General features: G+C 60.9%; 26 protein-coding genes and 1 tRNA gene. 26 read left to right on the top strand and 1 reads right to left on the bottom strand.

All coding sequences use genetic code 11. From position 1 onward, the window contains the following. The first annotated feature begins 101 nt into the window (after positions 1-101). Both pssA and AC07VH_RS09835 read left to right on the top strand, forming a co-directional pair. Positions 102-953, top strand: coding sequence for a CDP-diacylglycerol--serine O-phosphatidyltransferase (pssA, locus tag AC07VH_RS09840; RefSeq protein ID WP_086136413.1), 852 nt, complete (start codon positions 102-104; stop codon positions 951-953). A 48-nt stretch (positions 954-1001) separates the two neighbouring features. Next, on the top strand, positions 1002-2546 hold the full coding sequence (locus AC07VH_RS09835) for a 2-isopropylmalate synthase (protein WP_494787350.1): 1545 nt from the start codon (positions 1002-1004) through the stop codon (positions 2544-2546). A 76-nt stretch (positions 2547-2622) separates the two neighbouring features. Here the strand turns inward: AC07VH_RS09835 and bamE are convergent, their stop codons facing one another. Beyond that, on the bottom strand, positions 2623-3120 hold the full coding sequence (gene bamE, locus AC07VH_RS09830) for an outer membrane protein assembly factor BamE domain-containing protein (protein WP_494787349.1): 498 nt from the start codon (positions 3118-3120) through the stop codon (positions 2623-2625). 185 nt (positions 3121-3305) lie between these two features. Between bamE and rpsO the strand changes: the two genes are divergently transcribed. The 24 genes from rpsO (at position 3306) to nuoL (ending at position 25582) form a co-directional block, all read left to right on the top strand. Further along, positions 3306-3575, top strand: coding sequence for a 30S ribosomal protein S15 (rpsO, locus tag AC07VH_RS09825; protein ID WP_010399743.1), 270 nt, complete (start codon positions 3306-3308; stop codon positions 3573-3575). 220 nt (positions 3576-3795) lie between these two features. Then, positions 3796-5913, top strand: coding sequence for a polyribonucleotide nucleotidyltransferase (pnp, locus tag AC07VH_RS09820; protein WP_071322777.1), 2118 nt, complete (start codon positions 3796-3798; stop codon positions 5911-5913). A 206-nt stretch (positions 5914-6119) separates the two neighbouring features. Next, positions 6120-6815, top strand: coding sequence for a hypothetical protein (locus AC07VH_RS09815; RefSeq protein ID WP_494787348.1), 696 nt, complete (start codon positions 6120-6122; stop codon positions 6813-6815). Positions 6816-6821: 6 nt separating this feature from the next. Next, positions 6822-7121: a hypothetical protein gene (locus AC07VH_RS09810; RefSeq protein ID WP_494787347.1), complete on the top strand. Its 300-nt coding sequence runs from the start codon at positions 6822-6824 to the stop codon at positions 7119-7121. A 143-nt stretch (positions 7122-7264) separates the two neighbouring features. Beyond that, positions 7265-9211, top strand: coding sequence for a methyl-accepting chemotaxis protein (locus AC07VH_RS09805; protein WP_494787346.1), 1947 nt, complete (start codon positions 7265-7267; stop codon positions 9209-9211). 154 nt (positions 9212-9365) lie between these two features. Further along, entirely contained in the window at positions 9366-9575 is a 210-nt protein-coding gene (locus AC07VH_RS09800; RefSeq protein ID WP_494787345.1) for a hypothetical protein, read from the top strand. Positions 9576-9820: 245 nt separating this feature from the next. Next, the gene (locus AC07VH_RS09795) at positions 9821-10582 is read left to right on the top strand and encodes a GIN domain-containing protein (RefSeq protein WP_475415388.1); all 762 of its coding nucleotides are present in this window, start codon (positions 9821-9823) and stop codon (positions 10580-10582) included. A gap of 60 nt (positions 10583-10642) precedes the next feature. Further along, positions 10643-11251 carry a tetratricopeptide repeat protein gene (locus AC07VH_RS09790; protein WP_475415387.1) on the top strand — a complete coding sequence of 203 codons (609 nt, stop codon included), beginning with the start codon at positions 10643-10645 and terminating at the stop codon, positions 11249-11251. 69 nt (positions 11252-11320) lie between these two features. Beyond that, positions 11321-12301: an NAD(P)H-quinone oxidoreductase gene (locus AC07VH_RS09785; RefSeq protein ID WP_494787344.1), complete on the top strand. Its 981-nt coding sequence runs from the start codon at positions 11321-11323 to the stop codon at positions 12299-12301. Positions 12302-12374: 73 nt separating this feature from the next. Beyond that, positions 12375-13124 carry a triose-phosphate isomerase gene (gene tpiA / locus AC07VH_RS09780; RefSeq protein ID WP_489630313.1) on the top strand — a complete coding sequence of 250 codons (750 nt, stop codon included), beginning with the start codon at positions 12375-12377 and terminating at the stop codon, positions 13122-13124. A 28-nt stretch (positions 13125-13152) separates the two neighbouring features. Next, a complete protein-coding gene (secG, locus tag AC07VH_RS09775; protein ID WP_034749996.1) occupies positions 13153-13557 on the top strand; it encodes a preprotein translocase subunit SecG in 405 nt (134 codons plus the stop codon). 191 nt (positions 13558-13748) lie between these two features. Then, a tRNA-Leu gene (locus AC07VH_RS09770) sits at positions 13749-13833 on the top strand. A gap of 177 nt (positions 13834-14010) precedes the next feature. Further along, complete coding sequence (locus AC07VH_RS09765; protein ID WP_010399734.1) at positions 14011-14370, top strand: NADH-quinone oxidoreductase subunit A; 360 nt, start codon at positions 14011-14013, stop codon at positions 14368-14370. A gap of 3 nt (positions 14371-14373) precedes the next feature. Continuing rightward, positions 14374-14850 (top strand): NuoB/complex I 20 kDa subunit family protein, encoded by a 477-nt coding sequence (locus tag AC07VH_RS09760; protein ID WP_010399733.1) that lies wholly within the window; start codon positions 14374-14376, stop codon positions 14848-14850. Positions 14851-14867: 17 nt separating this feature from the next. After that, on the top strand, positions 14868-15461 hold the full coding sequence (locus AC07VH_RS09755; RefSeq protein WP_494787343.1) for an NADH-quinone oxidoreductase subunit C: 594 nt from the start codon (positions 14868-14870) through the stop codon (positions 15459-15461). Beyond that, positions 15461-16714 carry an NADH-quinone oxidoreductase subunit D gene (locus tag AC07VH_RS09750; protein ID WP_010399731.1) on the top strand — a complete coding sequence of 418 codons (1254 nt, stop codon included), beginning with the start codon at positions 15461-15463 and terminating at the stop codon, positions 16712-16714. Before AC07VH_RS09755 ends, AC07VH_RS09750 begins: the two co-directional genes overlap by 1 nt. A gap of 12 nt (positions 16715-16726) precedes the next feature. Further along, positions 16727-17206: an NADH-quinone oxidoreductase subunit NuoE gene (gene nuoE, locus AC07VH_RS09745; RefSeq protein ID WP_035820520.1), complete on the top strand. Its 480-nt coding sequence runs from the start codon at positions 16727-16729 to the stop codon at positions 17204-17206. Next, positions 17203-18498 carry an NADH-quinone oxidoreductase subunit NuoF gene (gene nuoF / locus AC07VH_RS09740; RefSeq protein ID WP_010399729.1) on the top strand — a complete coding sequence of 432 codons (1296 nt, stop codon included), beginning with the start codon at positions 17203-17205 and terminating at the stop codon, positions 18496-18498. Before nuoE ends, nuoF begins: the two co-directional genes overlap by 4 nt. Positions 18499-18520: 22 nt before the next feature. Then, positions 18521-20854 (top strand): NADH-quinone oxidoreductase subunit NuoG, encoded by a 2334-nt coding sequence (nuoG, locus tag AC07VH_RS09735; RefSeq protein WP_494787342.1) that lies wholly within the window; start codon positions 18521-18523, stop codon positions 20852-20854. Continuing rightward, positions 20854-21936: an NADH-quinone oxidoreductase subunit NuoH gene (gene nuoH, locus AC07VH_RS09730; protein WP_475415382.1), complete on the top strand. Its 1083-nt coding sequence runs from the start codon at positions 20854-20856 to the stop codon at positions 21934-21936. The genes nuoG and nuoH overlap by 1 nt, the downstream gene beginning before the upstream one ends. Positions 21937-21950: 14 nt before the next feature. Next, on the top strand, positions 21951-22439 hold the full coding sequence (gene nuoI / locus AC07VH_RS09725; RefSeq protein ID WP_494787341.1) for an NADH-quinone oxidoreductase subunit NuoI: 489 nt from the start codon (positions 21951-21953) through the stop codon (positions 22437-22439). Between the two features lie 65 nt (positions 22440-22504). Continuing rightward, on the top strand, positions 22505-23137 hold the full coding sequence (locus tag AC07VH_RS09720) for an NADH-quinone oxidoreductase subunit J (protein ID WP_070224108.1): 633 nt from the start codon (positions 22505-22507) through the stop codon (positions 23135-23137). Then, a complete protein-coding gene (nuoK, locus tag AC07VH_RS09715) occupies positions 23134-23442 on the top strand; it encodes an NADH-quinone oxidoreductase subunit NuoK (RefSeq protein ID WP_010399724.1) in 309 nt (102 codons plus the stop codon). The genes AC07VH_RS09720 and nuoK overlap by 4 nt, the downstream gene beginning before the upstream one ends. 46 nt (positions 23443-23488) lie before the next feature. Beyond that, the gene (gene nuoL, locus AC07VH_RS09710) at positions 23489-25582 is read left to right on the top strand and encodes an NADH-quinone oxidoreductase subunit L (RefSeq protein WP_489630316.1); all 2094 of its coding nucleotides are present in this window, start codon (positions 23489-23491) and stop codon (positions 25580-25582) included. The last annotated feature ends 16 nt before the right edge of the window (positions 25583-25598 follow it).

The raw sequence follows: 25598 nt of genomic DNA, 5'->3' as shown, positions 1-25598 counted from the left end.
CGGCTCCTCTATAATGGCAACATCGGCAGGCGCACGCCGTGACAGTCTTGCGCCTGCCATCTGGCACCGAATCCCCTGCAGTACACAAGATATGGAACAACATGGCAAACTTCCCCCGTCGTAGAGGCAAGAACGGCACTCCCGCAGCATCCAAAGCGTCCCGCTTCAGCAAATTCGTGCGCCAGCCGGTGACCGATGGCACTGGCAAGAAAACCTTGCGCCGCCGCGGCATCTATCTGTTGCCGAACGCCTTCACGACGGCAGCCCTGTTTTGCGGCTTCTACGCCATCGTCATGGCCATGAACCAGAAATTCGAACACGCGGCCTGGGCCATCTTCATCGCCATGATCCTCGACGGCCTCGACGGCCGCATCGCGCGCCTGACGAATACGCAGAGCGAGTTCGGCGCCCAGTACGACAGCCTGTCCGACATGGTGTCGTTCGGCGCCGCGCCGGCGCTGGTGATCTACGAATGGTCGCTGCGCGGCATGGGTAAGCTCGGCTGGCTGGCCGCCTTCGTGTATTGCGCCGGCGCCGCCTTACGCCTGGCCCGCTTCAACACCAATATCGCGGTGGTCGACAAGCGCTTCTTCCAGGGCTTGCCCAGCCCGGCTGCCGCTGCCATGGTGGCCGGCTTCATCCTGTTGATGAACGACCTGGAATTTGCCGGCAACCAGCTGGCCTGGGTCTCGTGGACGATCGCCCTGTTCTCGGGCCTGACGATGGTCACCAACGTGCCGTTCTACAGCTTCAAGGATGTGAATTTCCGCAAGTCCGTGCCTTTCATCGTGGTATTCCTGCTGGCATTGTTCTTCGCGCTCATTTCCATCGACCCGCCGAAAGTGCTGTTCCCGATTTTCGTCGCCTATGGCCTGTCCGGCTACGCCGTGTTTTTCTGGCGCATGGCGAAGGGCAAGCCCGTCAGCATCATCCAGACCGACCCCGAGCATTGATGCGCTGGGTCGGTAGCGTCGCCAGTCTTCAGCCAGCCAGGAGCAGCCATGAACACCAGCAACCGACTCATCATTTTTGACACCACCTTGCGCGACGGCGAGCAATCGCCGGGCGCTTCCATGACGCGTGAGGAAAAGCTGCGCATCGCCAAGCAGCTCGAGCGCATGAAGGTCGACGTGATCGAAGCGGGCTTCGCCGCCGCCTCGCAGGGCGACTTCGAGTCGATACGGGCGATTGCCGGCGCCGTGCGCGAATCGACCATCTGTTCGCTGTCGCGCGCCAACGACCGCGACATCGCCCGCGCTGCCGAAGCGCTGGCGCCCGCCGAGCGCAAGCGCATCCACACGTTTATCGCCACCTCGCCGCTGCACATGCAGATGAAGCTGCGCATGACGCCCGAGGAAGTTTTATTGCAGGCGCAGAACGCCGTGCGCTACGCGCGCCAGTTCACGGACGACATCGAATTCAGCCCCGAAGACGGCAGCCGCTCGGACGAGGATTTCCTCTGCCGCGTACTGGAAGCCGTGATTGCCGAGGGCGCCACCACCATCAATTTCCCCGACACGGTGGGCTATGCCGTGCCTGAAATCTTCGGCAATACCATCAAGCGCTTGCGCGAACGCATACCGAACTCCGATAAAGCCATCTGGTCTGTCCATTGTCATAACGACCTGGGCCTGGCTGTGGCCAATTCGCTGGCCGGCGTCATGATCGGCGGCGCGCGGCAGATCGAGTGTACCGTCAATGGCCTGGGCGAGCGGGCCGGCAACACGGCGCTGGAAGAGGTGGTGATGGCGCTGCGCACGCGCGCCGCCTATTACAACTTGACGGTGGGTATCGATACGACGCAAATCGTGGCGGCCTCGAAAATGGTGTCGCAGATCACGGGCTTTGCCGTGCAGCCGAACAAGGCCGTCGTCGGTGCGAATGCCTTTGCGCACGCGTCCGGCATCCACCAGGACGGCATTTTAAAGGCGCGCGAGACGTATGAAATCATGCGCGCCGAAGATGTGGGCTGGACGGCCAACAAGATCGTGCTGGGCAAACTGTCGGGCCGCAACGCCTTCAAGCAGCGCCTGCACGAGCTGGGCATCGCGCTCGACTCCGAGGCGGAAGTCAACGCCGCCTTCCTGCGTTTCAAGGAGCTGGCTGACCGCAAATCCGAGATCTTCGACGAAGACATCATGGCCCTCGTCAGCGAGGAGCAGCAGGCGCAGGAGAGTGAGCACTACCGTTTCATTTCCCTGACGCAGCAATCGACGACGGGCGCCGTGCCCCATGCGCGCGTGGAATTTCTCGTCGGCGGCGAACAGCGCAGCTGCGAAGGGCGGGGCGACGGCCCCGTCGACGCCACCGTCAACGCCATCGAAAGCGCGGCCGCCAGCGGCGCGGAACTGGTCTTGTTCTCCGTCAATGCCATCAGCACGGGCACGCAGTCGCAGGGCGAAGTCACCATGCGCCTGTCGCGCGACGGGCGCATCGTCAACGGCGTGGGCGCCGACCCCGACATCATCGTCGCGTCGGCCAAGGCGTATTTGTCGGCGCTGAATAAATTACACGCGAAAGACGAGCGCATCGACCCGCAGCCGTAAGCCGGGGTCAGACCCGCCGGGTCTGACCCCAGAATTTGCATTTGGGATAGGCGCTAGTCTTGGTGCAAGACGCTCGTCACCAGAAGAAGCGGCGCTCTTCCTTGGCCGGATCGGGCCCGTTCATCATCATGCGCACGATGCCGTCGTGGTCGAAGTGCACGTGCATCATGGAATCCCACACGCCCGATTCCTTGTAGCGGTAGGACCAGACGTGCAGTTTCGGCAGCGACAGATACGAGGTTTCCGTCGGGCGCCCCAGGATGTGCAGCACGTCTTGCTGGGTCGACACGCCTACCTTGATGCGGGCAAAGCCCGGCGTGTCGAGCACCTGTTCGTAGGAAATCAACCTGTCGTCGGGACCGAAGCGGGCCATATATGTGTACTGGCCGTACGGCCCCGTCGCGTATTCGAGTTCCGGCCCCGTGGGCAGCTGATAGATATTCGTCGGACGGCCCAGGCGCGCTTCCACGGCGGCGCGCGGCTCGCCCGGCTGCGGCGGCGGGACGTTCCAGCTGGCGCAGCCGGTCAGCGCGGCAAACAGCAGCGGCGTTGCTAATTTGAGCAGTTTTTTCATGTTTGACCTCCTGAAATGCAGGAAAACCCTATCATGCACTGAGAAAAGCGCGCACGGCAGGATACAGGCGGGCATTTTTCCGATATACTTGCGCGTCTGGTTGGAAGCCTAGGCCAGTATTTTAATAATCGTAGTTCACGGTGGATAGGGTTCAGACTCTGTGCACCGCATGTGAAAGGTTTATCATGACAGTAGAAAACATCAACAAAGCCGCTATCATCGCGGACAACGCACGTGGTCAAAACGACACCGGCTCCCCTGAAGTGCAAGTTGCACTGCTGACAGCTCGCATCAACGAACTGAACGGCCACTTCAAAGCCCACTCGAAAGATCACCACTCCCGCCGCGGCCTGATCATGATGGTCAACCGTCGTAAGAGCCTGTTGTCCTACCTGAAGGCTAAAGACGCTACCCGTTATCGCGACCTGATCGCTAAACTTGGTCTGCGCAAGTAATTTTTGCCGTACAAGGTTTATACAGAAATGCCTGCGCCAGTTCGCTGACGCGGGCATTTTGTCATTTGAATTCCGGATTTATGTCGAGAAGTACAGTATTCTCTACCGATATCATGTTTTAAAAGTAAAGTAGTAAAGGCGGCAACGGTGTTTCCGCCACCTGTGGTGAGGTGAACGACAGCCCCTGAAAATCTGTCGGCAATTAGAAAAGGGATACCCCATGTTTAACAAAGTTACGAAAACCTTCCAGTACGGTCAACATCAAGTGACCCTGGAAACCGGCGAAATCGCTCGTCAGGCATCCGGCGCAGTGCTGGTGTCGATCGAAGATACCGTCGTTCTGGCAACGGTGGTGGCACGCAAAGATGCCAAGCCAGGCCAGGATTTCTTCCCTTTGACGGTTGATTATGTCGAGAAAACCTATGCTGCCGGTAAAATCCCGGGCGGTTTTTTCAAGCGCGAAGGCCGTCCTTCCGAAAAAGAAACACTGACATCGCGTCTGATCGACCGTCCTATCCGTCCATTGTTCCCGGAAGGCTACCTGAATGAAGTGCAAGTCATCATTCACGTGTTGTCGGTCAACCCTGAAATCGATCCGGACATCGCCGCCATGATCGGCGCATCGGCCGCCCTGTGCGTGTCGGGCGTGCCTTTCAACGGCCCGATCGGCGCCGCGCGCGTCGGCTACGCCAACGGCCAGTACATCCTGAACCCGACCGTCCAGCAACTGAAAACGTCGGAAATGGACCTGGTGGTCGCCGGTACCGAAACGGCCGTGCTGATGGTCGAATCGGAAGCGAAACAGCTGTCCGAAGAAATCATGCTGGGCGCCGTGGTCTTCGGCCACGACCAGATGAAAGTCGTCATCGACGCGATTCACGACCTGGTGCGTGACGGCGGCAAGCCGGAAGTGGAATGGGCGCCTGCGCCGAAGAACGAAGCACTGATCGCCCGCGTCGCGCATTTCGCCAACGCCAAGATCAATGACGCGTATCAAACCAAGGACAAGCAAGAGCGTACGGCCAAGCTGAAGGCAGCAACGTCGGAAGTGATCGCCGACCTGTCGGCCGAAGCGGCTGCCGCCGGCGGCGCGTCGATCGACAGCGCGGAAGTGAACAACATCCTGTTCGACATCGAAGCGAAAATCGTGCGTACGCAGATCCTGGACGGCGAGCCACGCATCGACGGCCGCGACACGCGCACCGTGCGTCCGATCTCGATCCGCACCAGCGTGCTGCCACGCACCCACGGTTCGGCCCTGTTCACGCGCGGCGAAACGCAGGCGCTGGTCGTGGCAACGTTGGGCACCGCCCGCGACAGCCAGAAGATCGACGCGCTGATGGGCGAGTTCACCGATTCGTTCATGCTGCATTACAACATGCCTCCGTTCGCCACCGGCGAAACGGGCCGTGTCGGTACGCCGAAACGCCGCGAAATCGGCCACGGCCGCCTGGCCAAGCGCGCGCTGATCGCCGCCCTGCCAGCCGCCGAAGAGTTCAGCTACTCGGTGCGCCTGGTATCGGAAATCACGGAATCGAACGGCTCCTCGTCGATGGCTTCCGTGTGCGGCGGCTGCCTGGCACTGATGGACGCCGGCGTGCCGATGAAAGAGCACGTGGCCGGTATCGCCATGGGCCTGATCAAGGAAGGCGGCAAGTTTGCCGTGCTGTCCGACATCCTGGGCGACGAAGATCACCTGGGCGACATGGACTTCAAGGTAGCCGGTACCCGCAACGGTATCACGGCGCTGCAGATGGACATCAAGATCATGGGCATCACCAAGGAAATCATGCAAGTGGCACTGGCGCAAGCCAAGGAAGGCCGCGAGCACATCCTGGGCGAAATGCAAAAAGCCATGCCGCACGTCAAAACCGAACTGTCCGATTTCGCACCGCGTCTGATCACGATCAAGATCAACCCGGAAAAAATCCGTGACGTGATCGGCAAGGGCGGCGCCGTGATCCGCGCGCTGACCGAAGAGACGGGCACCCAGATCGACATCAGCGACGAAGGCGTGGTCACCATCGCTTCCGTCGACGCGCAAGCCGGCCAGGAAGCCAAGCGCCGCATCGAAGAACTGACGGCATCCGTCGAAGTGGGCAAGACCTACGAAGGCACCGTGCTGAAACTGCTGGACTTCGGCGCCATCGTGCAAGTCATGCCAGGCAAGGACGGCTTGCTGCACATCTCGCAGATCGCCAACGAGCGCGTCAACGCCGTGGCCGACTACCTGAAAGAAGGCCAGCTGGTCCGCGTCAAGGTTCTGGAAACGGACGACCGCGGCCGCTTGAAGCTGTCGATGAAAGCTGCAGAAGGCAACGAAGCGCCAGCCGCTTAAGTCATACTGACTGCGGCCTCGGCCGCATGCTCAACAACCGCCGGTGCGCAAGCCCTGGCGGTTTTTTTATGCATATCGCTTGCGCTGTATCGAAGGTGTGTGCCGACGCATGCACCGGCCTTGATCCAGCGCGTATCGGCCGCCGTCGCGCCTTGTAGATTCGGAGTGGGACTTTCCCTCGAACGAGTCTTCCAAGGAGATGCAGCATGCGCACATTCTGCGGGCTGGCCGCCGCCTTTCTGCTTGCCGTCGCGCCCGGCGTCCGGGCACAGCCGGACAACGTACCCACGCCGGTGCCGTTGCCCATCCCCATCGCCGCCGCGTCCGCGTCCATGCCGGCGCAAGACCTTGACGCCTTGCGCGCCGTGCATGCGCGCGAAATCAATGACCTCAGCACGTTCAGGACGGCGGGCTTGCCGCGGGACGCAATCGACGCCTACCTCGAGAGCGGGCCGGGACAGCAGTTCCTGCGCGAGCTGCGCGCCGCCGATCCTGCCGCCTCGGCCGACACCATCTATGCGCGGGCGGTCGAGCAGCTCGCTTCCGGCAGCACCGTGCCCGACTTGCAAGCCATGTCAGCCGCATTGGTAAAAATCGTGCCGCATGGCCAGAATGTGTCGCCGTATTCGCCGTATTTCACCACCAGCGCGCAATTGCAGCTGGCTTCTGGCCGCTGCGCCACCCTGGCCGACTGTTTCGGCTTGCCCTTGAAGAGCGAGGCGCCGCTGTATGATGTGTATCAGATCATGCCCAAGGGCACCGTCAACGTATTCGTCAGCGAGGTGGCGCCGACGGAAGAGCTGGGCGGGCTGGTACGGCGCAAGGGTGGGGCGCAGCAGTATTTGCTCCCCAACCGTAGTCTGTGGTCGGCACCCGTGCTGATCGGCACGATCAAGAATTGAGGACAGATGATGGATCAACAGCGTTTGCAAGCCCATGCCGCCGAACTGGAGCAGTTGCTGGCCCGCCTGACGCCCGCCGACGGCGAGGTGGCCGACCTGCGCAGCGCGCTCGAGCCGTTGCTGGCCCTGGCGGGCAGCGGCGCCTTGAGCGCGCCGCTGCCGTGGGGCGATATCCCCGGCGGGCGCTATTTTACGGAAGGCGGCTTGCGCCGGTACCCCGAGCTGGAACAGGCATTTGCCCGCTTCCGCATCGAGGCGACGGGTGGCGAATCGCCGGCTCTGCGCAAGCTGCGCGGCGAGATATAGTTAATATTTTATTAATGTGCAGTTAATATAAGGTATCAATTGTTGTTTATGGGTAATCGATAGTCGGTATTGCTTGACGACAAATTCTTATTCCCCGACCATGGCGCATCCCTCCCGATTTTCTCTTTTTTATTGGATGCACCATGTTGTCCTCCCTTAAGGCGCGGCTGATCGCCATCGCCGTTTCCATCGTCGTGCTGGCCATGCTGGCCGTCGCCATCGCCAATTTCTTCACCACGCGTTCAAGCACCCTGGCCGCGCTCGACACGCAGATGCTGCAGTTGTCGCACAGCCATGCGCAAGCCATCGCCGAATGGCTGCGTTCCAAGCAAGCCGTCGTGGGCTCGCTCAAGCAGGGCGCCACGGCGGCCGATCCGCTGCCGGCCCTGAAGGCGGCCGAGCAGGCAGGCACGTTCGACATGGCGTATATCGGCTTTGCCGACAAGCACGCCGTCTTCTCGCAGGAGCGCAAGCGCGCCGCCGACTACGATCCCACGGCGCGGCCCTGGTACAAGCTGGCGTCCGAAGTGGGCGGCCCCATCATCACGGCGCCGTATATCGGCGCCAGCACGGGCAAGCTGGTGGTGACGTTCGCCGAGCCGCTGGGCGGCAAGGGCAGCGTGACGGGCGTGATGGCGGCCGACGTGATGATGGATGCGGTGGTGCAAAACGTCGCCTCGATCAAGCCGACGGCGGCCAGCTATGCCTTCCTCGTCGATGGCGGCGGCAAGATCATCGCCCATCCGGACGGTAAGCTGACGCTGAAGCCGCTGGCCGAGCTCGATCCAGGCCTGAGCGCGCAGGCGCTGGCCGATATCGAAAAGAGCGGCGACGGCGCCGCCATCCGCCTGGACGGGCGCGACGGCATCTTGCATGTGAGTAAGGTTCCAGGCAGCGACTGGCTGCTGGCGACCGTGCTCGACCGGGCGGAAGCGACGCAAGCCTTGAGCTCCATGCTGCGCGCCTCGGCCCTGACGGCCTTGCTGGTGCTGGCCCTGGCCGCCACGGTACTGAGCGTGCTGGTGGCGCGCGCCTTGCGCCGCCTGGGCCTGGTGCGCGATGCGATGGAAGCGATCGCCACGGGCGACGGCGACCTGACCAGCCGCCTCGATGCGCAAGGCACGGACGAGCTGGCGCAGATCGCCAAGGCCTTTAACTTGTTCGTCGAAAAGATCGCCACCGTGCTGGTGCAGATCCGCAGCATCAGCACCCTGGTGCGCAGCGAGTCGGCCGATATTGCCGCCGGCAACGCCGACCTGTCCTCGCGCACGGAAGCGCAGGCGGGCGCGCTGGAAGAAACGGCCAGTTCGATGGATGAGCTGACCTCGACCGTCAAGCAGAACGCGGAAAACGCGCATGCGGCCAACGAATTGGCCGTGTCCGCTTCGGAAGTGGCGGCCAAGGGCGGGCGCGTGGTGCAGCAGGTGGTGGGCACCATGGCCGGCATCCAGGAAAGCTCGCGCAAGATCGTCGACATCATCGGCGTGATCGACGGCATCGCCTTCCAGACGAATATCCTGGCCCTGAACGCGGCCGTCGAGGCGGCGCGCGCGGGCGAGCAGGGCAGGGGCTTTGCCGTGGTGGCGTCCGAAGTGCGCAACCTGGCGCAACGCTCCGCTGGCGCGGCCAAGGAAATCAAGGAATTGATCGGCGACTCGGTGGAGAAGGTCGATGCGGGCGGCCGCCTCGTCGATGAGGCGGGCCAGACCATGGATCAGGTGGTGGCCTCGGTGCAGCAATTGACGACCATCATGAGCGAAATCACGGTGGCCAGCCGCGAACAGAGCGCCGGCATCGGCGAGATCAATACGGCCGTCACGCACATGGATACCATGACACAGCAGAATGCCGCCCTCGTCGAGCAGGCGGCCGCCGCGGCGGAAAGCCTGCAGGAGCAGGCCGTGGACCTGGCGCAAGCCGTCGGCATGTTCCGCCTGGGCGATGCCGGCCCTGCCGCCGCGCCCGCGCCCGTGACGCGCCTCAAGGCGAAGCCGGCTGCTCCGGCGCCACGCGCGCCGGCCCGCGCGCTGTCGCCGGTCAAGCCCGTCAAGGCGGCCAAGTCCGGCGCCGACGAGTGGGAAGAGTTTTAAGCTGCAAGCGTAGCGATCTGCGCGTTCATCCGCGTTTTTGTCAGGCCAGCCTGCCAAAAGCGCAGTTCGTCGCAATCGGCGTGCCGGCCGGGGGCGGTATGGCTATAGTGACACCATACCGCAAGCCCACTGCCAGACACCCGAGGAGAACAACATGAACGTCGCTAAAAACATGGAAATCATTGCCGTTGCCGCCGCCATCCTGCTCGGCGCCGGCTGTTACGCCATCGCTCCGGCCGCCCCGGCCCTGCAAGTGGCCAGTTCCACGGCCAGCCTGACCGCGCCAGCGAACAAGGCTGCCATGCAAGTGGTGGTGGTCAAGGCCAGGCGCCTGACTGCCGCCGAAAAAGCCCGTTTCGCATAAGACACCCATCAAAACCTACTGCGCGTCGCGATTTGCGGCTTCCGATGCTCACTGTGCATTCGCACAGTTCCGCTTCTCGGGCCAACGGGGGCGCCGAGCCTCACTGCCGCTCGCTACGGTTTTGTCAGGCGTCAAAGTCATTGCCAGTCATTTTCCGCGCTGCTAGAGTGCAAGGCGCGATGCAATGCCGGCCGCCCAACGCGGGCGCCGCAATACATAAAAACAAGATACCGAGGATGCACTACATGAAAAAGATACTGCAACTGGCGCTGCTGTTCCTGGCGACACTGGGCCTGGTGCGCGGCGTGGCCGCCGAGACCCGCTTGCTGGAAATGCGCAACGTCGACGCCCGCGTGGTGCGCGTCAAGCTCGATGGCGTGATGGAAGTGCGCATTCGCCAGGGCAACGTGCCTTCGCTGAGCATCACGGCCGACAAGCGCTATATCGCCGATGTCAGCACGGCGCAAAGCGGTGACACGCTGCACATCGAAACGGAAGTGCGCGGCTTCAAGCTCGGCCCCACGTCGATCCGCGCCGACCTGGTCTTGCCGAACTTGCGCGAGCTGAGTTCGGAAGGCTTCGGCAGCACCGACATCACGGGTTTCAAGGGCGAGGAACTGACCCTGTCGCTGGAAGGGGCGGGCAGCATCAAGCTGGTGGGCGACTACCGCAAGCTCAATGCCAGCCTGGGCGGCGTGGGCAGCATGCAGCTCTGGATCGGCAACAATGAGCGCGCGGAGCTGGACTTGCAGGGCGCCGGTTCCGTGGTGCTGGGCGGACGCGGGCGCATGCTGAAAGCCAGCCTGGGCGGCCTGGGCAGCCTGAATGCGCAACAGTTCGAAGTCGATGCCGTCAACCTGGAATTGAGCGGCCTGGGCAATGCCACGGTGAATGCCCATACGAATGCCAAGCTGAACCTGAGCGGACTCGGTTCGGTGGTGGTGTACGGCAAGCCGGCCAACCGCGACGTCAGCGTCGAGGGCCTGGGCAAAGTTAGCTGGAAGTAAGGGGCTCCTGCCTTGGGCAGGATAGGAAAAGAAAAAGCAGTCAGACCACATCCCATTCCGATGAAAAAACTGATCATTACATTACTCATGCTGTTGACGATACAGCTACCCGCGCGGGCTGGCTTCGTCGAAGGCGCCAGCGCCTACAACAACAAGAATTACGCGCTGGCTTATAAGGAAATATTGCCCCTTGCGAAGACCGGCAATGCCGATGCCCAGCACTTGCTGGGCTTGATGTATTACATGGGACGGGGCTTGCCGCAGGATTACAAGCAAGCGATGTTCTGGCACCGCAAGGCGGCCGAGCAGGGCAAGGCCGACGCCCAGTACGTGGTGGGCGCCATGTATTACACGGGCAACGCCGTGCTGCAAGACCACAAGCAGGCCGTCAGCTGGTTCCGCAAGGCGGCCGAGCAGAACCATGCCGAGGCGCAGCAGGTGCTGGGCCTGATGTACCGCTATCACATGGGCGGCGTGCAGCAGGACAACGTCATCGCCTACATGCTGTGGAACCTGGCGGCCGCGAATGGCAACGCGAATGCGGCCGACCAGCGCGCCGCCGTGGTGCGCAAGATGACGCATGAGCAAGTCGAGGAAGGGCAGGCCCTGTCGGCGAAATGGAAGCCGGGCACGCCCTTGCCGCGCCAGTCGAAGACGGGCGGCGCTTAGGAAGGACCCTTCCTGCAAGGGTGGACGGCTTGGCGTACAATCGCCGTTTTCCCTTGAAAGAGTCCCGCCATGCGTGCAGTTGCCATCAGCCAGCCAGGTCCCGCCGACGTTTTGCAGATCGCCGAACGACCCATGCCGCAATATAAGGCGGGTGAACTGCTGATCAAGGTGCACGCGGCCGGCATCAACCGCCCCGACGTGCTGCAGCGCCTGGGCAAATATGCGCCGCCAGCCGGCGCCTCGGACTTGCCTGGCCTGGAAGTGGCGGGCGAAGTCGTCGATGGCGACTTTGCCAATACCGGATTCAAGAAGGGCGACCTGGTCTGCGCGCTGGTGCAGGGCGGCGGCTATGCCGAATACTGCGCCGCACCCGCCGGCCAGTGCCTGCCCTTGCCCAAGGGCTTGACGGCGCTGGAAGGCGCGTCCTTGCCGGAAAACTTCTTTACCGTCTGGAGCAATGTCTTCGACCGCTGCGCGCTGGCGGACGGTGAAACGTTATTGGTGCAGGGCGGCACCTCGGGCATCGGCGTGGCGGCCATTCAATTGGCGGCCGCGCTCGGTCACCGCGTGTTTGCCACGGCCGGCAGCGACGAGAAGGCGCGCGCCTGCGAGGCGCTGGGCGCCGAACGGGGCATCAATTACCGCACGGAAGATTTCGTGGCCGTCGTCAAGGAATTGACTGCTGGCAAAGGCGTCGACGTCATCCTCGACATGGTGGGCGGCGACTACCTGCCGCGCGAAATCGATTGCCTGGCCGACGATGGCCGCATCGGCCTGATCGCCGTGCAGGGCGGCACCAAGGCGGAGCTGGACCTGGGTGCCTTGCTGCGCCGTCGCCTGACGGTGACAGGTTCCACCTTGCGTCCCCGTTCCGTCACCTTCAAGGCGGCCATCGCGCACCACCTGCGCACGACCGTCTGGCCGCTGATCGAAGCGGGCAAGATCAAGCCCGTGATCCATCAAACTTTCCCGTTGGAAAAAGCCAACGAGGCGCATGCCTTGATGGAAGCGAGCACGCACGTGGGCAAGATCATGTTGCAAGTTGCCTGAAACGGGGCACTGCCTGTTTGACCGGCATCGGTGCCGGAGTTAGAATGACGGGTTATTAAGAATTTAGGCTACTATGCGTCGCAAACTCGTCGTCGGAAATTGGAAAATGAACGGCAGTCGCACCTCGAACGCGGTGTTATTGTCTGAAATAGTTGCTGGCTTGACCGCCTCTGGCGCCGCCAGCGCCGTCTGCGTGCCCGCGCCCTACCTGGCGCAGTGCCAGGCGCAATTGGCAGGCACGGCGCTCGGCTGGGGTGCGCAGGATGTTTCCGCGCATGCCAGCGGCGCCTACACGGGCGAAATCTCGGTCGCCATGCTGCAGGATTTCGGCTGCGGCTATGTGGTGATCGGGCATTCCGAGCGCCGCGCCTACCACGGCGAGACCGATGCGCAGGTGGCGGCCAAGACGGTTGCCGCGCTGGCGGCGGGCATCGTGCCTATCGTCTGCATCGGCGAGACCCTGGCGCAGCGCGAAGCGGGCCAGACCAATGCCGTGGTGGAGCAGCAACTGGGCGCCGTGCTGGCGGCGATTTCCGCCGACGACGTGGCGAAACTGGTGCTGGCCTATGAGCCGGTCTGGGCCATCGGCACGGGCAAGACGGCCACGCCGCAAATGGCGCAGGACGTGCATCAGGTATTGCGCGCCCAGCTGGCAGAAAAGAATGCGGTAGCGGCCGCCGGCGTGCAGATCCTGTACGGCGGCAGCATGAAGCCGGAGAACGCAAAAGAATTGATGGCGATGCCGGATATCGATGGCGGTCTGATCGGTGGAGCAGCATTGAAGGCGGCGGATTTCCTGGCGATTATTCACGCCGCCGATTGAATTAATTTAAACTGAGAATGGAATTGCAATGAACATGATGTTCAATCTGGTAGTGGTAGTACAGGTTATTTCGGCATTGTCGATTATCGCGCTGGTGTTGCTGCAGCACGGCAAGGGTGCCGATATGGGTGCCGCCTTCGGTTCGGGCGCCTCGGGCAGCCTGTTCGGTGCGACGGGTTCGTCGAACTTCATGTCGAAATCGACGGGCGTCGCCGCCGCGATCTTCTTCGGCGCCACGCTGGCCCTGTCGCTGATGGCCAATCAGCGCGCCACCACGGTGGGCGGCGGCGTGATGGACAAGGTCGTCAAGCCTGTGCCGGTCACCGGCGCGGGCGCGATCCCGACGACGGTGCCTGCGGCAGCTCCGGCAGCCAGCGCTCCGGCAGCGGCGGCACCGGTCGCCAGCACCCCGGCCGGCGCGATTCCGAAGTAATTCTGCAGGAACTCGATGCCTCATCGAGAGTAATTCTCATTACGGGCAGATTATTGCTCAATGTTTTAGCAGCGCGGCAGGAAAAAATCGTGACGCGCTGGAAGATGTAAAAATTTATCGTTTTTATCTGTGTTTTGATGCATTTGTGCATTAACTTTAGCGCCAAAGCAGAGTAGAATACGGGCCTTACCGCCGACGTGGTGAAATTGGTAGACACGCTATCTTGAGGGGGTAGTGGCGCAAGCTGTACGAGTTCGAGTCTCGTCGTCGGCACCAGAAATCAGAAGCCAGCAACGGCGCACGAGCCATGGCTCGTACAAAGTTGCTGGCTTTTTTTACGAGGATGTGTCGTTCGATCCTGGTCTTAGCTTTGATTGGGGTCGTGCGTTAGATACGCTGCAAATGATCGCAGCGTCCTCATTTAACCGATCGTTCAATATAAGCTCATCAATCGTGAACCTCGAAAATTACTTCCCCGTCCTGCTGTTCATTATTATCGGCCTCGGTGTCGGTATCGCTCCCCAGCTCCTGGGGCGCCTGTTAGGCCCTAACAAGCCTGACGCAGCAAAACTCTCCCCGTACGAATGTGGTTTTGAAGCATTCGAAGACGCGCGCATGAAATTCGATGTGCGCTACTATCTGGTCGCAATCCTGTTTATTTTGTTCGATCTGGAAACGGCATTCTTTTTCCCATGGGGCGTTGCAATGCGCGACCTGGGCTGGGCCGGTTTCGTCACGATGATGGTGTTCATCGCTGAATTCGTGGTCGGATTTTGGTACATTTGGAAGAAAGGTGCCCTTGACTGGGAATAAGCCATGGCTATTGAAGGCGTATTAAGCGAAGGTTTCATCACCACCTCGGCCGACAAGCTGATCAACTGGGCGCGCACCGGGTCTATGTTCCCGATGACGTTCGGTCTGGCCTGCTGTGCGGTCGAAATGATGCATGTGGGCGCAGCCCGCTACGATATGGACCGTTTCGGCGTCGTGTTCCGTCCGTCGCCGCGTCAGTCCGACGTCATGATCGTTGCCGGTACCCTGTGCAACAAGATGGCGCCGGCCCTGCGCAAGGTCTACGACCAGATGGCAGAGCCACGCTGGGTCATCTCGATGGGTTCCTGCGCCAATGGCGGCGGGTACTACCATTACTCCTATTCCGTGGTGCGCGGCTGCGACCGCATCGTGCCCGTCGACGTGTATGTGCCTGGCTGTCCTCCGACCGCTGAAGCCTTGCTGTACGGCATCATGCAGTTGCAGAACAAGATCAAGCGTACCAGCACGATCGCACGCTAACCGGGTCGCTTCAGATTATGACAACACATTTAGAAGTATTGCAAAACGCCCTCGGCACTGCCCTGGGCGATCGCGTTAGCACGACGGTTGCGCTGGGCGAAGTCACCTTGCAGGTCAAGGCCGAGGACTACCTGGCCGTAATGCAGACCCTGCGCGACGATCCGGCCCTGCATTTCGAGCAATTGCTCGACCTGTGCGGCGTCGACTACTCGACCTATGGCGACGGCAGCTGGGATGGCCTGCGGTTCGCGGCCGTGTCGCACTTGCTGTCGGTCAAGCACAACTGGCGCGTGCGCGTGCGCGTGTTCGCGCCGGACGACGACATGCCGCTGCTGCCCTCCGTGGTGAACATCTGGCGCGCCGTCAACTGGTACGAGCGCGAAGCGTTCGACCTGCTGGGCATCCTCTTCGAAGGCCACAACGACTTGCGCCGCCTGCTGACCGACTACGGTTTCATCGGCCATCCGTTCCGCAAGGATTTCCCCGTCTCCGGCTATGTCGAGATGCGTTACGATCCGGAACAAAAGCGCGTGATTTACCAGCCCGTGACGATCGAGCCGCGGGAAAACGTGCCGCGCGTGATCCGCGAAGAACATTACGGGATGAAATAATGGCTGAGATTAAGAACTACACCCTGAACTTTGGGCCACAGCATCCGGCCGCGCACGGTGTGCTGCGCCTGGTGCTGGAGATGGATGGCGAAGTCATCCAGCGCGCCGACCCGCATATCGGCCTGCTGCACCGCGCCACCGAAAAGCTGGCCGAACAGAAGACCTATTTGCAATCCGTGCCGTACATGGACCGTCTCGACTATGTGTCGATGATGTGCAATGAACACGCGTACGTGATGGCGATCGAAAAGATGCTGGGCCTGGAAGTGCCCCTGCGCGCGCAATACATCCGCGTCATGTTCGACGAGATGACGCGCATCCTGAATCACCTGATGTGGCTCGGTACCCACGCGCTGGACGTTGGCGCCATGGGCCCGTTCCTGTATTGCTTCCGCGACCGCGAAGACTTGTTCGACGCCTACGAGGCGGTATCGGGTGCGCGCATGCACGCGGCCTACTACCGTCCGGGCGGCGTGTACCGCGACCTGCCGGACGCGATGCCGCAGCACAAGGCCTCGATCATCCGCAACGCCAAGGCGATTTCCAAGCTGAATGAAAACCGCCAGGGTTCCCTGCTGGACTTCATCGAAGACTTCGCGCGCCGCTTCCCGAATTCCGTGGACGAGTACGAAACCCTGCTGACCGACAACCGTATCTGGAAACAGCGTACCGTCGGCATCGGTGTGGTCTCGCCGGAAGATGCGCTGGCCATGGGCTTTACGGGCGCCATGCTGCGCGGCTCGGGCGTGCAGTGGGACTTGCGCAAGAAACAGCCGTACGAAGTGTACGACCTGATGGATTTCGACATTCCTATCGGCACCAACGGCGATTGCTACGACCGCTACCTGGTCCGCGTGGAAGAGCTGCGCCAGTCGAACCGCATCATCAAGCAATGCGTGGAGTGGCTGCGCAACAATGAAGGTCCTGTCATGACCAGCAACCGCAAGGTGGCGCCTCCGGGCCGCGTCGACATGAAGACCAACATGGAATCGCTGATTCACCACTTCAAGCTGTTCACGGAAGGTTTCCACGTGCCGCCAGGCGAGGCCTACAGCGCCGTGGAGCATCCGAAGGGCGAGTTCGGCGTGTACCTGGTGTCCGATGGCGCCAACAAGCCGTACCGCATGAAACTGCGCGCGCCAGACTACGCCCACTTGCAGTCGCTCGACGAGATGGCGCGTGGGCACATGCTTGCCGACGCCGTGACCATCATCGGGACGCAAGATATCGTGTTCGGCAGTATTGACCGCTAAGAGGCAAAAAGTATGTTGTTATCAGAGCAATGCTATAAGAAAATTGACCGCGAGCTGGCCAAGTACCCGGCCGACCAGCGTCAGTCGGCCGTCATGGCCGCGCTGGCCCATGCCCAGGATGAACTGGGCTGGCTGGCGCCGGAAACCATGAAGGAACTGGCCGATTACATCGGCATGCCGGCGATTGCCGTGCAGGAAGTGGCCACGTTCTACAATATGTACAACGTGAAACCCGTGGGCAAGCACAAGATCACCGTGTGCACCAACCTGCCATGCGCCCTGTCGGGCGGCGTGCGCGCTGCAGAGTACCTGAAGCAGAAACTGGGTATCGATTTCCGCGAAACCACCGCAGACGGCCAGTTCACCCTGGTCGAAGGCGAGTGCATGGGTGCTTGCGGCGATGCGCCTGTCTTGCTGGTCAGTAATAAAACCATGTGCAGCTGGATGTCGAACGAGAAAATCGACGCCATGCTGGAGGAACTCAAGAAATGACGTCACTCCACAACCGCCATATCGATCCATTGATCCTGAAGGATCTGGATGGCAAGAACTGGCATTTGCAAGATTATGTGAACCGCGGCGGCTACAGCGCCCTGCGGCGTATCCTGGAAGAAAAAATCACGCCGGAACAGATCATCGCCGACCTCAAGGCGTCGTCCTTGCGCGGCCGTGGCGGCGCGGGTTTCCCTACCGGCTTGAAGTGGAGCTTCATGCCGCGCCAGTTCCCGGGTCAGAAATACCTCGTCTGCAATACAGATGAAGGCGAACCGGGCACTTTCAAGGACCGCGACATCATTCGTTACAATCCCCATGCGCTGATCGAAGGCATGGCCATTGGCGCTTATGCGATGGGCATCACCGTGGGCTACAACTATATCCACGGTGAAATCTTCCAGGAATACCTGCGTTTCGAAGAAGCGCTGGAAGAGGCGCGCGCCGCCGGTTTCCTGGGCGACAAGATCATGGGCAGCGAGTTCTCGTTCCAGTTGCACGCGCACCATGGTTATGGCGCCTACATCTGCGGCGAAGAAACGGCCCTGCTGGAGTCGCTGGAAGGCAAGAAAGGCCAGCCGCGCTTCAAGCCGCCTTTCCCTGCCTCGTTTGGCCTGTACGGCAAGCCGACGACGATCAACAACACGGAAACCTTCGCGGCCGTGCCTTTCGTGCTGAACATCGGTCCAGAGAAATACCTGGCGATGGGCAAGCCGAACAACGGCGGCTCGAAGATCTTCTCGATCTCGGGCGACGTGGAAAAACCGGGCAACTACGAAGTGCCGCTCGGCACCCCGTTTGCGACCCTGCTGGAACTGGCAGGCGGCATGCGCGGTGGCAAAAAGATCAAGGCCGTGATTCCTGGCGGCTCGTCCGCGCCGGTGATCCGCGGCGACATCATGATGCAGACCGACCTGGACTATGACTCGATCGCGAAAGCCGGTTCGATGTTGGGTTCGGGCGCCGTCATCGTGATGGACGAAACACGCTGCATGGTGAAGGCGCTGGAACGCCTGTCCTACTTCTACTTTGAAGAATCGTGCGGCCAGTGTACGCCTTGCCGTGAAGGCACAGGCTGGATGTACCGCATGGTGCACCGCATCGAGCAGGGGCAGGGTCGTCCAGACGACCTGGACATGCTCAACTCGATCGCCGACAACATCCAGGGCCGCACCATTTGCGCGCTGGGCGATGCGGCTGCCATGCCGGTACGGGCCTTCATTAAGAATTTCCGTGAAGAATTTGAATATCATATCGAGCACAAGCATTGCTTAGTGCCCGCATATATCTAAGCTGCGTCAGGTAACGATCACCATGGTTGAAATCGAAATAGACGGCAAAAAAGTCGAAGTCCCTGCTGGTAGCATGGTGATGGACGCCGCCAACAAATTGGGAACCTACATTCCGCACTTCTGCTATCACAAGAAATTGTCGATCGCAGCGAACTGCCGCATGTGCCTGGTCGAAGTGGAAAAGGCGCCGAAGCCTTTGCCCGCTTGCGCGACCCCGGTCAGTGCCGGCATGATCGTGCGCTCCGCCAGCGATAAAGCTGTGCAGGCGCAAAAGTCGGTCATGGAATTCTTGCTGATTAACCACCCGCTCGATTGCCCTATCTGCGATCAGGGCGGCGAGTGCCAGTTGCAAGACTTGGCTGTGGGTTACGGCAAGAGCGAATCGCGCTACAAGGAAGACAAGCGCGTCGTCACGCCGAAGGAAGCCGGTCCGCTGGTTTCCATGCAAGAAATGTCGCGCTGCATCCAGTGCACCCGCTGCGTACGCTTTGGCCAGGAAGTGGCCGGCGTGATGGAGCTGGGCATGATCGGCCGCGGCGAACACTCGGAAATCGTGTCCTTCGTCGGCCAGTCGGTCGACTCCGAACTGTCGGGCAACATGATCGACCTGTGCCCGGTCGGCGCACTGACCTCGAAGCCGTTCCGCTACAGCGCCCGTACGTGGGAATTGTCGCGCCGCAAATCGGTCAGCCCGCATGACGGCCTCGGTTCGAACCTGATCGTGCAAGTGAAAGCTGGCAAGGTCAAGCGCGTATTGCCGCTGGAAAACGAAGCCGTCAACGAGTGCTGGATCTCGGACAAGGACCGTTTCTCGTACGAAGCGCTGGACAGCGCCGAACGCCTGACGTCTCCGATGCTGAAACAAGGCAACGAGTGGAAAGAAGTCGATTGGCAGACCGCGCTGGAATACGTGGCGCACGGCCTGAAAAATATCAAGCACGAGCATGGCGCTGACGCCATCGCCGCGCTGGCTACCCCGCATTCGACCGTCGAAGAGCTGGTCCTGCTGCAAAAAGTCGCCCACGGCCTCGGTTCCGAGAACGTCGACTTCCGCCTGCGCCAGACCGACTTCGCGCTGGACGCCAGCGTGAAACCATGGCTGGGCATGCCGATCAGCGAATTTGGCCAGATCAAGCGCGCCTTCGTCATCGGCTCGTTCCTGCGCAAGGATCACCCATTGCTGGCCACGCGTTTGCGCGCGTCCGTCAAGGGCGGCGCCAAGCTGTCGATCCTGCATGCCTCCGACGATGATCAACTGATCACGATCGCCAACAAGATGATCGCAGCGCCAAGCGATTGGCTGGCGGCCTTGTCGGAAGTGGTCGTCGCTGTTGCTAAAGCGAAAGAAATCGCCGCGCCAGCCGGTTTTGAAGCGATTGTTGCTTCCGACGTGGCCGTTGCCATCGCTGCCAGCCTGATGGCCGGCGACCATGGCGCCGTGCTGCTGGGTAACGCGGCAACGCAACACCCGCAAGCGTCGCAACTGCATGCTGCCGCGCAATGGATCGCCGAACAGACGGGCGCCAAGCTCGGTTACCTGACGGAAGCGGCCAACACGGTAGGCGCGCACCTGGTCGCCAAGCCGCGCGCCAACGTGCAAGCCGCCTTTGCCGTACCGAAGAAAGCTTATGTGCTGCTGCACGCCGAGCCGGAACTCGACGCCGCCAATCCACAGGCGGCCCGCGCCGCCCTCGATGGCGCCGACATGGTCGTGGCGATGTCGGCCTTCAAGCACGGCATGGATTACGCCGATGTCTTGCTGCCGATCGCTCCGTTCGCTGAAACTTCGGGCACCTTCGTCAACTGCGAAGGTCGTGCGCAAAGCTTCAACGGCACCGTCAAACCGCTGGCGGAAACCCGTCCAGCCTGGAAAGTGCTGCGCGTACTGGGCAACATCCTGGGCCTGGCCGGTTTCGACTACGACACCTCGGAAGCGATCCGCGACGAAGCGTTCGGTGCCGGCGTGACCGATCTGTCGGCACAGCTGAACAATATTGCGAAGAACGCACCGGAAGCAGCAAGCTACGCACCGGCCTCGCCAGCGCTGCAACGCATCGCCGATGTGCCGATCTACTTCGCCGACGCGCTGGTACGCCGCTCCGAACCGTTGCAACGCACGGTCGACGGCGCCGCGCCGCAAGCCCATCTGTCGCCGGCATTGGCCGAGAAGCTGGGCATCAAGGCGGGCGACAAGGTCAAAGTGGCGCAAGGCTCCGGCAGCGCCATCCTGGTGGCGGCACTTCATGCCGGCCTGCCAGCCAATGTGGTCAAAGTGTCGGCGGCGCATGCCTCGACGGCCAGCCTGGGCGGCATGTTCGGTGACATCACAGTTGAAACAGCAGAGGGGAAAATCTGATGGCTCTGCCTGAATTTGTAAACGTCATCAACAGCAGCGGTCAGGATCTGCTGGGCGGCACGTGGCCGTTCTTCTGGACCCTGATCAAGATCCTGTGCGTGCTGTTGCCGCTGATGGGCCTGGTTGCCTACCTGACCTTGTGGGAACGCAAGCTGATCGGCTGGATCCAGATCCGCGTGGGCCCGAACCGCGTCGGCCCCTTGGGCTTGCTGCAGCCGATCGCCGATGCGCTGAAACTCTTGTTCAAAGAGATCATCATCCCGTCCAAGGCCGCCAAGGGCCTGTTCGTGATCGGCCCGATCATGACCATCATGCCGGCCCTGGCCGCCTGGTCGGTCGTGCCGTTCGGCCCGCAAGCTGTGCTGGCCAACGTCAACGCCGGCTTGCTGATGCTGCTGGCGATTACCTCGATGGAAGTCTACGGCATCATCATCGCCGGCTGGGCGTCGAACTCGAAGTACTCGTTCATGGGCGCCATGCGCGCGTCGGCACAGATGATTTCGTATGAAATCCCGATGGGCTTCGTGATGGTCATCGTGCTGATGGTCTCGGGCAGCCTGAACTTCATCGACATCGTCGGCGGCCAGCAGATCGGCTTCTTCGCCGACAAGGGCGTCAATTTCATGTCGTGGAACTGGCTGCCGCTGCTGCCGATGTTCGTCATCTACCTGGTGTCGGGCCTGGCTGAAGCCAACCGTCACCCGTTCGACGTCGTCGAAGGCGAGTCGGAAATCGTTGCCGGCCACATGGTCGAGTACTCGGGCATGGCCTACGCCATGTTCATGCTGGCCGAATACGCCAACATGATCCTGATCGGCGCCCTGGCTTCGATCATGTTCCTCGGTGGCTGGTCCGCACCATTTGCTTTCCTTGAGTTCTGGGGTGGTTTCGGCGGCTTCTTCTGGCTGTTCGCCAAGACCTTCTTCATCGTGTCGGTGTTCATCTGGGTGCGCGGTACGTTCCCACGCTACCGTTATGACCAGATCATGCGCCTCGGCTGGAAAGTGTTTATCCCGTTGACGCTGGTCTACCTGGTCTTCGTCGCTGCCTGGATGCAGACATCCTGGAATATTTGGAAGTAAGAGAGTGCATACGAATGGATAAGGTAAAAGATTTCTTCAGCAGCCTCTTGTTAGGCGAGCTGATCAAGGGCATGGCGCTGACAGGCAAGTACATGTTTTCGCGCAAGATCACGGTGCAATTCCCGGAAGAGAAGACACCGATCTCGCCGCGTTTCCGTGGCTTGCACGCGCTGCGCCGCTACCCGAACGGCGAGGAACGTTGCATCGCCTGCAAACTGTGCGAAGCGGTTTGCCCGGCGATGGCCATCACGATCGAATCGGAACAGCGTGACGACGGTTCGCGCCGCACCACGCGTTACGATATCGACTTGACCAAGTGCATCTTCTGCGGTTTCTGCGAAGAGTCCTGCCCGGTCGATTCGATCGTCGAGACGCAAATCCTGGAATACCACGGCGAGAAACGCGGGGATTTGTATTACACGAAAGAGATGTTGCTGGCCGTAGGTGATCGTTATGAAAATGACATCTCCGCTGCGCGCGCCGCCGACGCACCTTATCGCTGATGGATGCGCCGCAGCCACTGGCTGCGGCGCGCCCCTCGTTCATCTGTACGTCTATTGGGTTTTTTATGGACTTTAAAACAATTTTGTTTTACGCCTTCGCGCTGATCTTGATTCTGGCAGCGACGCGCGTCATCACGGCCCGTAATCCGGTCCACGCAGTACTGTTCCTGGTACTGTCCTTCTTCTCGGCAGCGGGCATCTGGATGCTGCTGCAAGCTGAATTCCTGGCCATCGTGCTGGTATTGGTGTATGTCGGCGCCGTGATGGTGCTGTTCCTGTTCGTGGTCATGATGCTCGATATCAATATCGACCGCATGCGCGAAGGCTTCTGGGGCTACTTGCCATTGTCGGTGACGGTGGGCGTGATCATCGTGCTGGAAATGGCCGCCGTCCTGTGGCACGGTTTCCGCAACTTTGCGCCTAGCGTCGCACCGGTGAACGTCAACCTGGGCGGCACCAAGGAACTGGGCCTGCTGATCTACACGAAATACGTGTTCGCCTTCGAAATCGCCGCCGTCGTGCTGCTGGTGGCCATCGTAGCCGCCGTCGCACTGACCCTGCGCAAACGCAAGGACACCAAGCATTTTGCTCCAGGCGATGCGGTACGCGTCAAGCGCAACGACCGCCTGAAGATCATCAAGATGGACGCGGTCGTCGAGCGTCCTGCGGCTGAGCCGGAAGTTAAGGAGGCACCATGACATTATCGCTCACACATTTTCTGGTCCTGGGCGCGATCCTGTTCGCAATCTCGATCGTCGGTATTTTCCTGAACCGCAAGAACATCATCGTATTGCTGATGGCAATCGAATTGATGCTGCTGGCGGTGAATATGAATTTCATCGCGTTCTCCCATTTCATGGGCGACGCGGCCGGTCAGATCTTCGTTTTCTTCATCCTGACGGTTGCCGCCGCTGAGTCGGCTATCGGTCTGGCTATTCTGGTGGTGATGTTCCGTAATCTGGATACCATCAACGTCGAAGACCTGGACAGCCTCAAAGGCTGATGTTTTTCAGACTCGATCTCTCGAATAATAACGATTAAGGTTCATCATGGCGGGGCAACTCCTCAACCCTAACCTCCTTCTTGCCGTACCGCTGGCGCCGCTGGCCGGTGCCGCGATTGCAGGCTTGCTTGGCACCCAGTTCCTGGGTAATTTGGTCGGACGCAAGACGTCGCATACCGCGACGATCCTGGGCGTACTGATTGCGTTCATCCTGTCCGTGCAGACATTGCTGGCAGTGATGGATGGCGCGACATTCAATGGCACGATCTATAACTGGATGACGATCGGCACCCTGAAGATGGAAGTGGGCTTCCAGATCGATTCGCTGTCGGCGATGATGATGTGCGTGGTCACCTTCGTTTCCCTGATGGTGCATATCTACACGATCGGCTACATGAAGGACGACGAAGGCTACAACCGCTTCTTCGCCTACATCTCGCTGTTCACGTTCTCGATGCTGATGCTGGTCATGGCCAACAACTTCCTGCAACTGTTCTTCGGCTGGGAAGCCGTGGGCCTGGTCTCCTACCTGCTGATCGGTTTCTGGTACCAGCGTCCGACGGCCATCGTGGCCAACATGAAGGCTTTCCTCGTCAACCGCGTGGGCGACTTCGGCTTTATTCTGGGCATCGGCCTGCTGCTGGCCTATGCCGGCACCATGAATTACCAGGAAGTGTTCGCCAAGAAAGACGAACTGGCGCTGCTGACGATGCCGGGCACCGACTGGGCCCTGCTGACCGTTGCCTGCATCTGCCTGTTCATCGGCGCGATGGGCAAATCGGCGCAGTTCCCGCTGCACGTGTGGCTGCCTGATTCGATGGAAGGTCCTACCCCGATCTCGGCACTGATCCACGCCGCGACGATGGTGACGGCCGGTATCTTCATGGTCTCGCGCATGTCGCCGCTGTTCGAACTGTCCGACACGGCACTGTCCTTCATCCTGGTGATCGGCTCCATCACGGCGCTGTTCATGGGCTTCCTGGGCATCATCCAGAACGACATCAAGCGCGTCGTCGCTTACTCGACCCTGTCGCAGCTCGGTTACATGACCGTGGCGCTCGGTTCGTCCGCGTACTCCGTGGCCGTATTCCACCTGATGACGCACGCATTCTTCAAGGCACTGCTGTTCCTGGGCGCCGGTTCCGTGATCATCGGCATGCACCATGACCAGGACATCCGCAACATGGGCGGCCTGCGCAAATACATGCCGATCACCTGGATCACTTCCCTGATCGGTTCGCTGGCCCTGATCGGCACGCCGCTGTTCTCCGGTTTCTACTCGAAAGACAGCATCATCGAAGCCGTCGAAGCGACGCACATCTGGGGCGCTGGCTTTGCCCAGTTCGCCGTGCTGGCTGGCGTGTTCGTCACTGCCTTCTACTCGTTCCGCATGTATTTCCTCGTCTTCCACGGCAAGGAACGTTTCGGCCAGGCGCATGCGCACGGTCATGACGACCACCACGCGCCTGCGGCCAAGCACGATGCCCACGCGCATGACGACCATCATGAAGAGGAAGAGGACGACCACGGCCACCACGGCCTGGAACCTGGCCAGAAGCCGCATGAATCCCCGTTCGTCGTCTGGTTCCCGCTGGTGATGCTGGCCATCCCTTCCTTGATCATCGGTTACCTGACGATCGGCCCGATGCTGCATGGCGATTTCTTCAAGGGCGTGATCTTTGTCGGCGAAAACCATCCAGCAATGGAAGAGTTGTCGCATGAATTCCACGGCGCGATGGCGATGGCGATCCACGGCCTGTCGACGGCACCGTTCTGGCTGGCATTGTCCGGCGTGGTGGCAGCCTACTACTGCTACATGGTCAACCCGCGCGTACCGGCCTGGTTCTTTGCCAAGTTCCACGCGATCCACACCCTGCTGGACAACAAGTACTACATGGACAAGTTCAATGAAGTCGTGTTCGCCGGCGGTGCCCGCTTGCTGGGTAATGGCCTGTGGAACTTCGGTGACAAGAAGCTGATCGACGGTTTCGTCGTCAATGGCAGCGCCAAGGTCGTCGCCTGGCTGTCCTCGCTGTCGCGAGTGTTGCAGACCGGCTACATCTATCACTATGCATTCGTGATGATCCTGGGCGTGCTGGGCTTCCTGATCTATTTCCTGCCATTCTGGCCCGCTAAGTAAGCTGACCTGATAAAAG

The organism is Janthinobacterium sp. GW821-FHT03C10 (assembly GCF_059420865.1).
This window is presented reverse-complemented; position numbering and strand designations above follow the sequence as displayed.

Coding starts and splice junctions, on each gene's coding strand:
- pssA (WP_086136413.1), top strand. CDS start 102: ATGGCAAACTTCCCCCGTCGTAGAGGCAAGAACGGCACTCCCGCAGCA.
- AC07VH_RS09835 (WP_494787350.1), top strand. CDS start 1,002: ATGAACACCAGCAACCGACTCATCATTTTTGACACCACCTTGCGCGAC.
- bamE (WP_494787349.1), bottom strand. CDS start 3,120: ATGAAAAAACTGCTCAAATTAGCAACGCCGCTGCTGTTTGCCGCGCTG.
- rpsO (WP_010399743.1), top strand. CDS start 3,306: ATGACAGTAGAAAACATCAACAAAGCCGCTATCATCGCGGACAACGCA.
- pnp (WP_071322777.1), top strand. CDS start 3,796: ATGTTTAACAAAGTTACGAAAACCTTCCAGTACGGTCAACATCAAGTG.
- AC07VH_RS09815 (WP_494787348.1), top strand. CDS start 6,120: ATGCGCACATTCTGCGGGCTGGCCGCCGCCTTTCTGCTTGCCGTCGCG.
- AC07VH_RS09810 (WP_494787347.1), top strand. CDS start 6,822: ATGATGGATCAACAGCGTTTGCAAGCCCATGCCGCCGAACTGGAGCAG.
- AC07VH_RS09805 (WP_494787346.1), top strand. CDS start 7,265: ATGTTGTCCTCCCTTAAGGCGCGGCTGATCGCCATCGCCGTTTCCATC.
- AC07VH_RS09800 (WP_494787345.1), top strand. CDS start 9,366: ATGAACGTCGCTAAAAACATGGAAATCATTGCCGTTGCCGCCGCCATC.
- AC07VH_RS09795 (WP_475415388.1), top strand. CDS start 9,821: ATGAAAAAGATACTGCAACTGGCGCTGCTGTTCCTGGCGACACTGGGC.
- AC07VH_RS09790 (WP_475415387.1), top strand. CDS start 10,643: ATGAAAAAACTGATCATTACATTACTCATGCTGTTGACGATACAGCTA.
- AC07VH_RS09785 (WP_494787344.1), top strand. CDS start 11,321: ATGCGTGCAGTTGCCATCAGCCAGCCAGGTCCCGCCGACGTTTTGCAG.
- tpiA (WP_489630313.1), top strand. CDS start 12,375: ATGCGTCGCAAACTCGTCGTCGGAAATTGGAAAATGAACGGCAGTCGC.
- secG (WP_034749996.1), top strand. CDS start 13,153: ATGAACATGATGTTCAATCTGGTAGTGGTAGTACAGGTTATTTCGGCA.
- AC07VH_RS09760 (WP_010399733.1), top strand. CDS start 14,374: ATGGCTATTGAAGGCGTATTAAGCGAAGGTTTCATCACCACCTCGGCC.
- AC07VH_RS09755 (WP_494787343.1), top strand. CDS start 14,868: ATGACAACACATTTAGAAGTATTGCAAAACGCCCTCGGCACTGCCCTG.
- AC07VH_RS09750 (WP_010399731.1), top strand. CDS start 15,461: ATGGCTGAGATTAAGAACTACACCCTGAACTTTGGGCCACAGCATCCG.
- nuoE (WP_035820520.1), top strand. CDS start 16,727: ATGTTGTTATCAGAGCAATGCTATAAGAAAATTGACCGCGAGCTGGCC.
- nuoF (WP_010399729.1), top strand. CDS start 17,203: ATGACGTCACTCCACAACCGCCATATCGATCCATTGATCCTGAAGGAT.
- nuoG (WP_494787342.1), top strand. CDS start 18,521: ATGGTTGAAATCGAAATAGACGGCAAAAAAGTCGAAGTCCCTGCTGGT.
- nuoH (WP_475415382.1), top strand. CDS start 20,854: ATGGCTCTGCCTGAATTTGTAAACGTCATCAACAGCAGCGGTCAGGAT.
- nuoI (WP_494787341.1), top strand. CDS start 21,951: ATGGATAAGGTAAAAGATTTCTTCAGCAGCCTCTTGTTAGGCGAGCTG.
- AC07VH_RS09720 (WP_070224108.1), top strand. CDS start 22,505: ATGGACTTTAAAACAATTTTGTTTTACGCCTTCGCGCTGATCTTGATT.
- nuoK (WP_010399724.1), top strand. CDS start 23,134: ATGACATTATCGCTCACACATTTTCTGGTCCTGGGCGCGATCCTGTTC.
- nuoL (WP_489630316.1), top strand. CDS start 23,489: ATGGCGGGGCAACTCCTCAACCCTAACCTCCTTCTTGCCGTACCGCTG.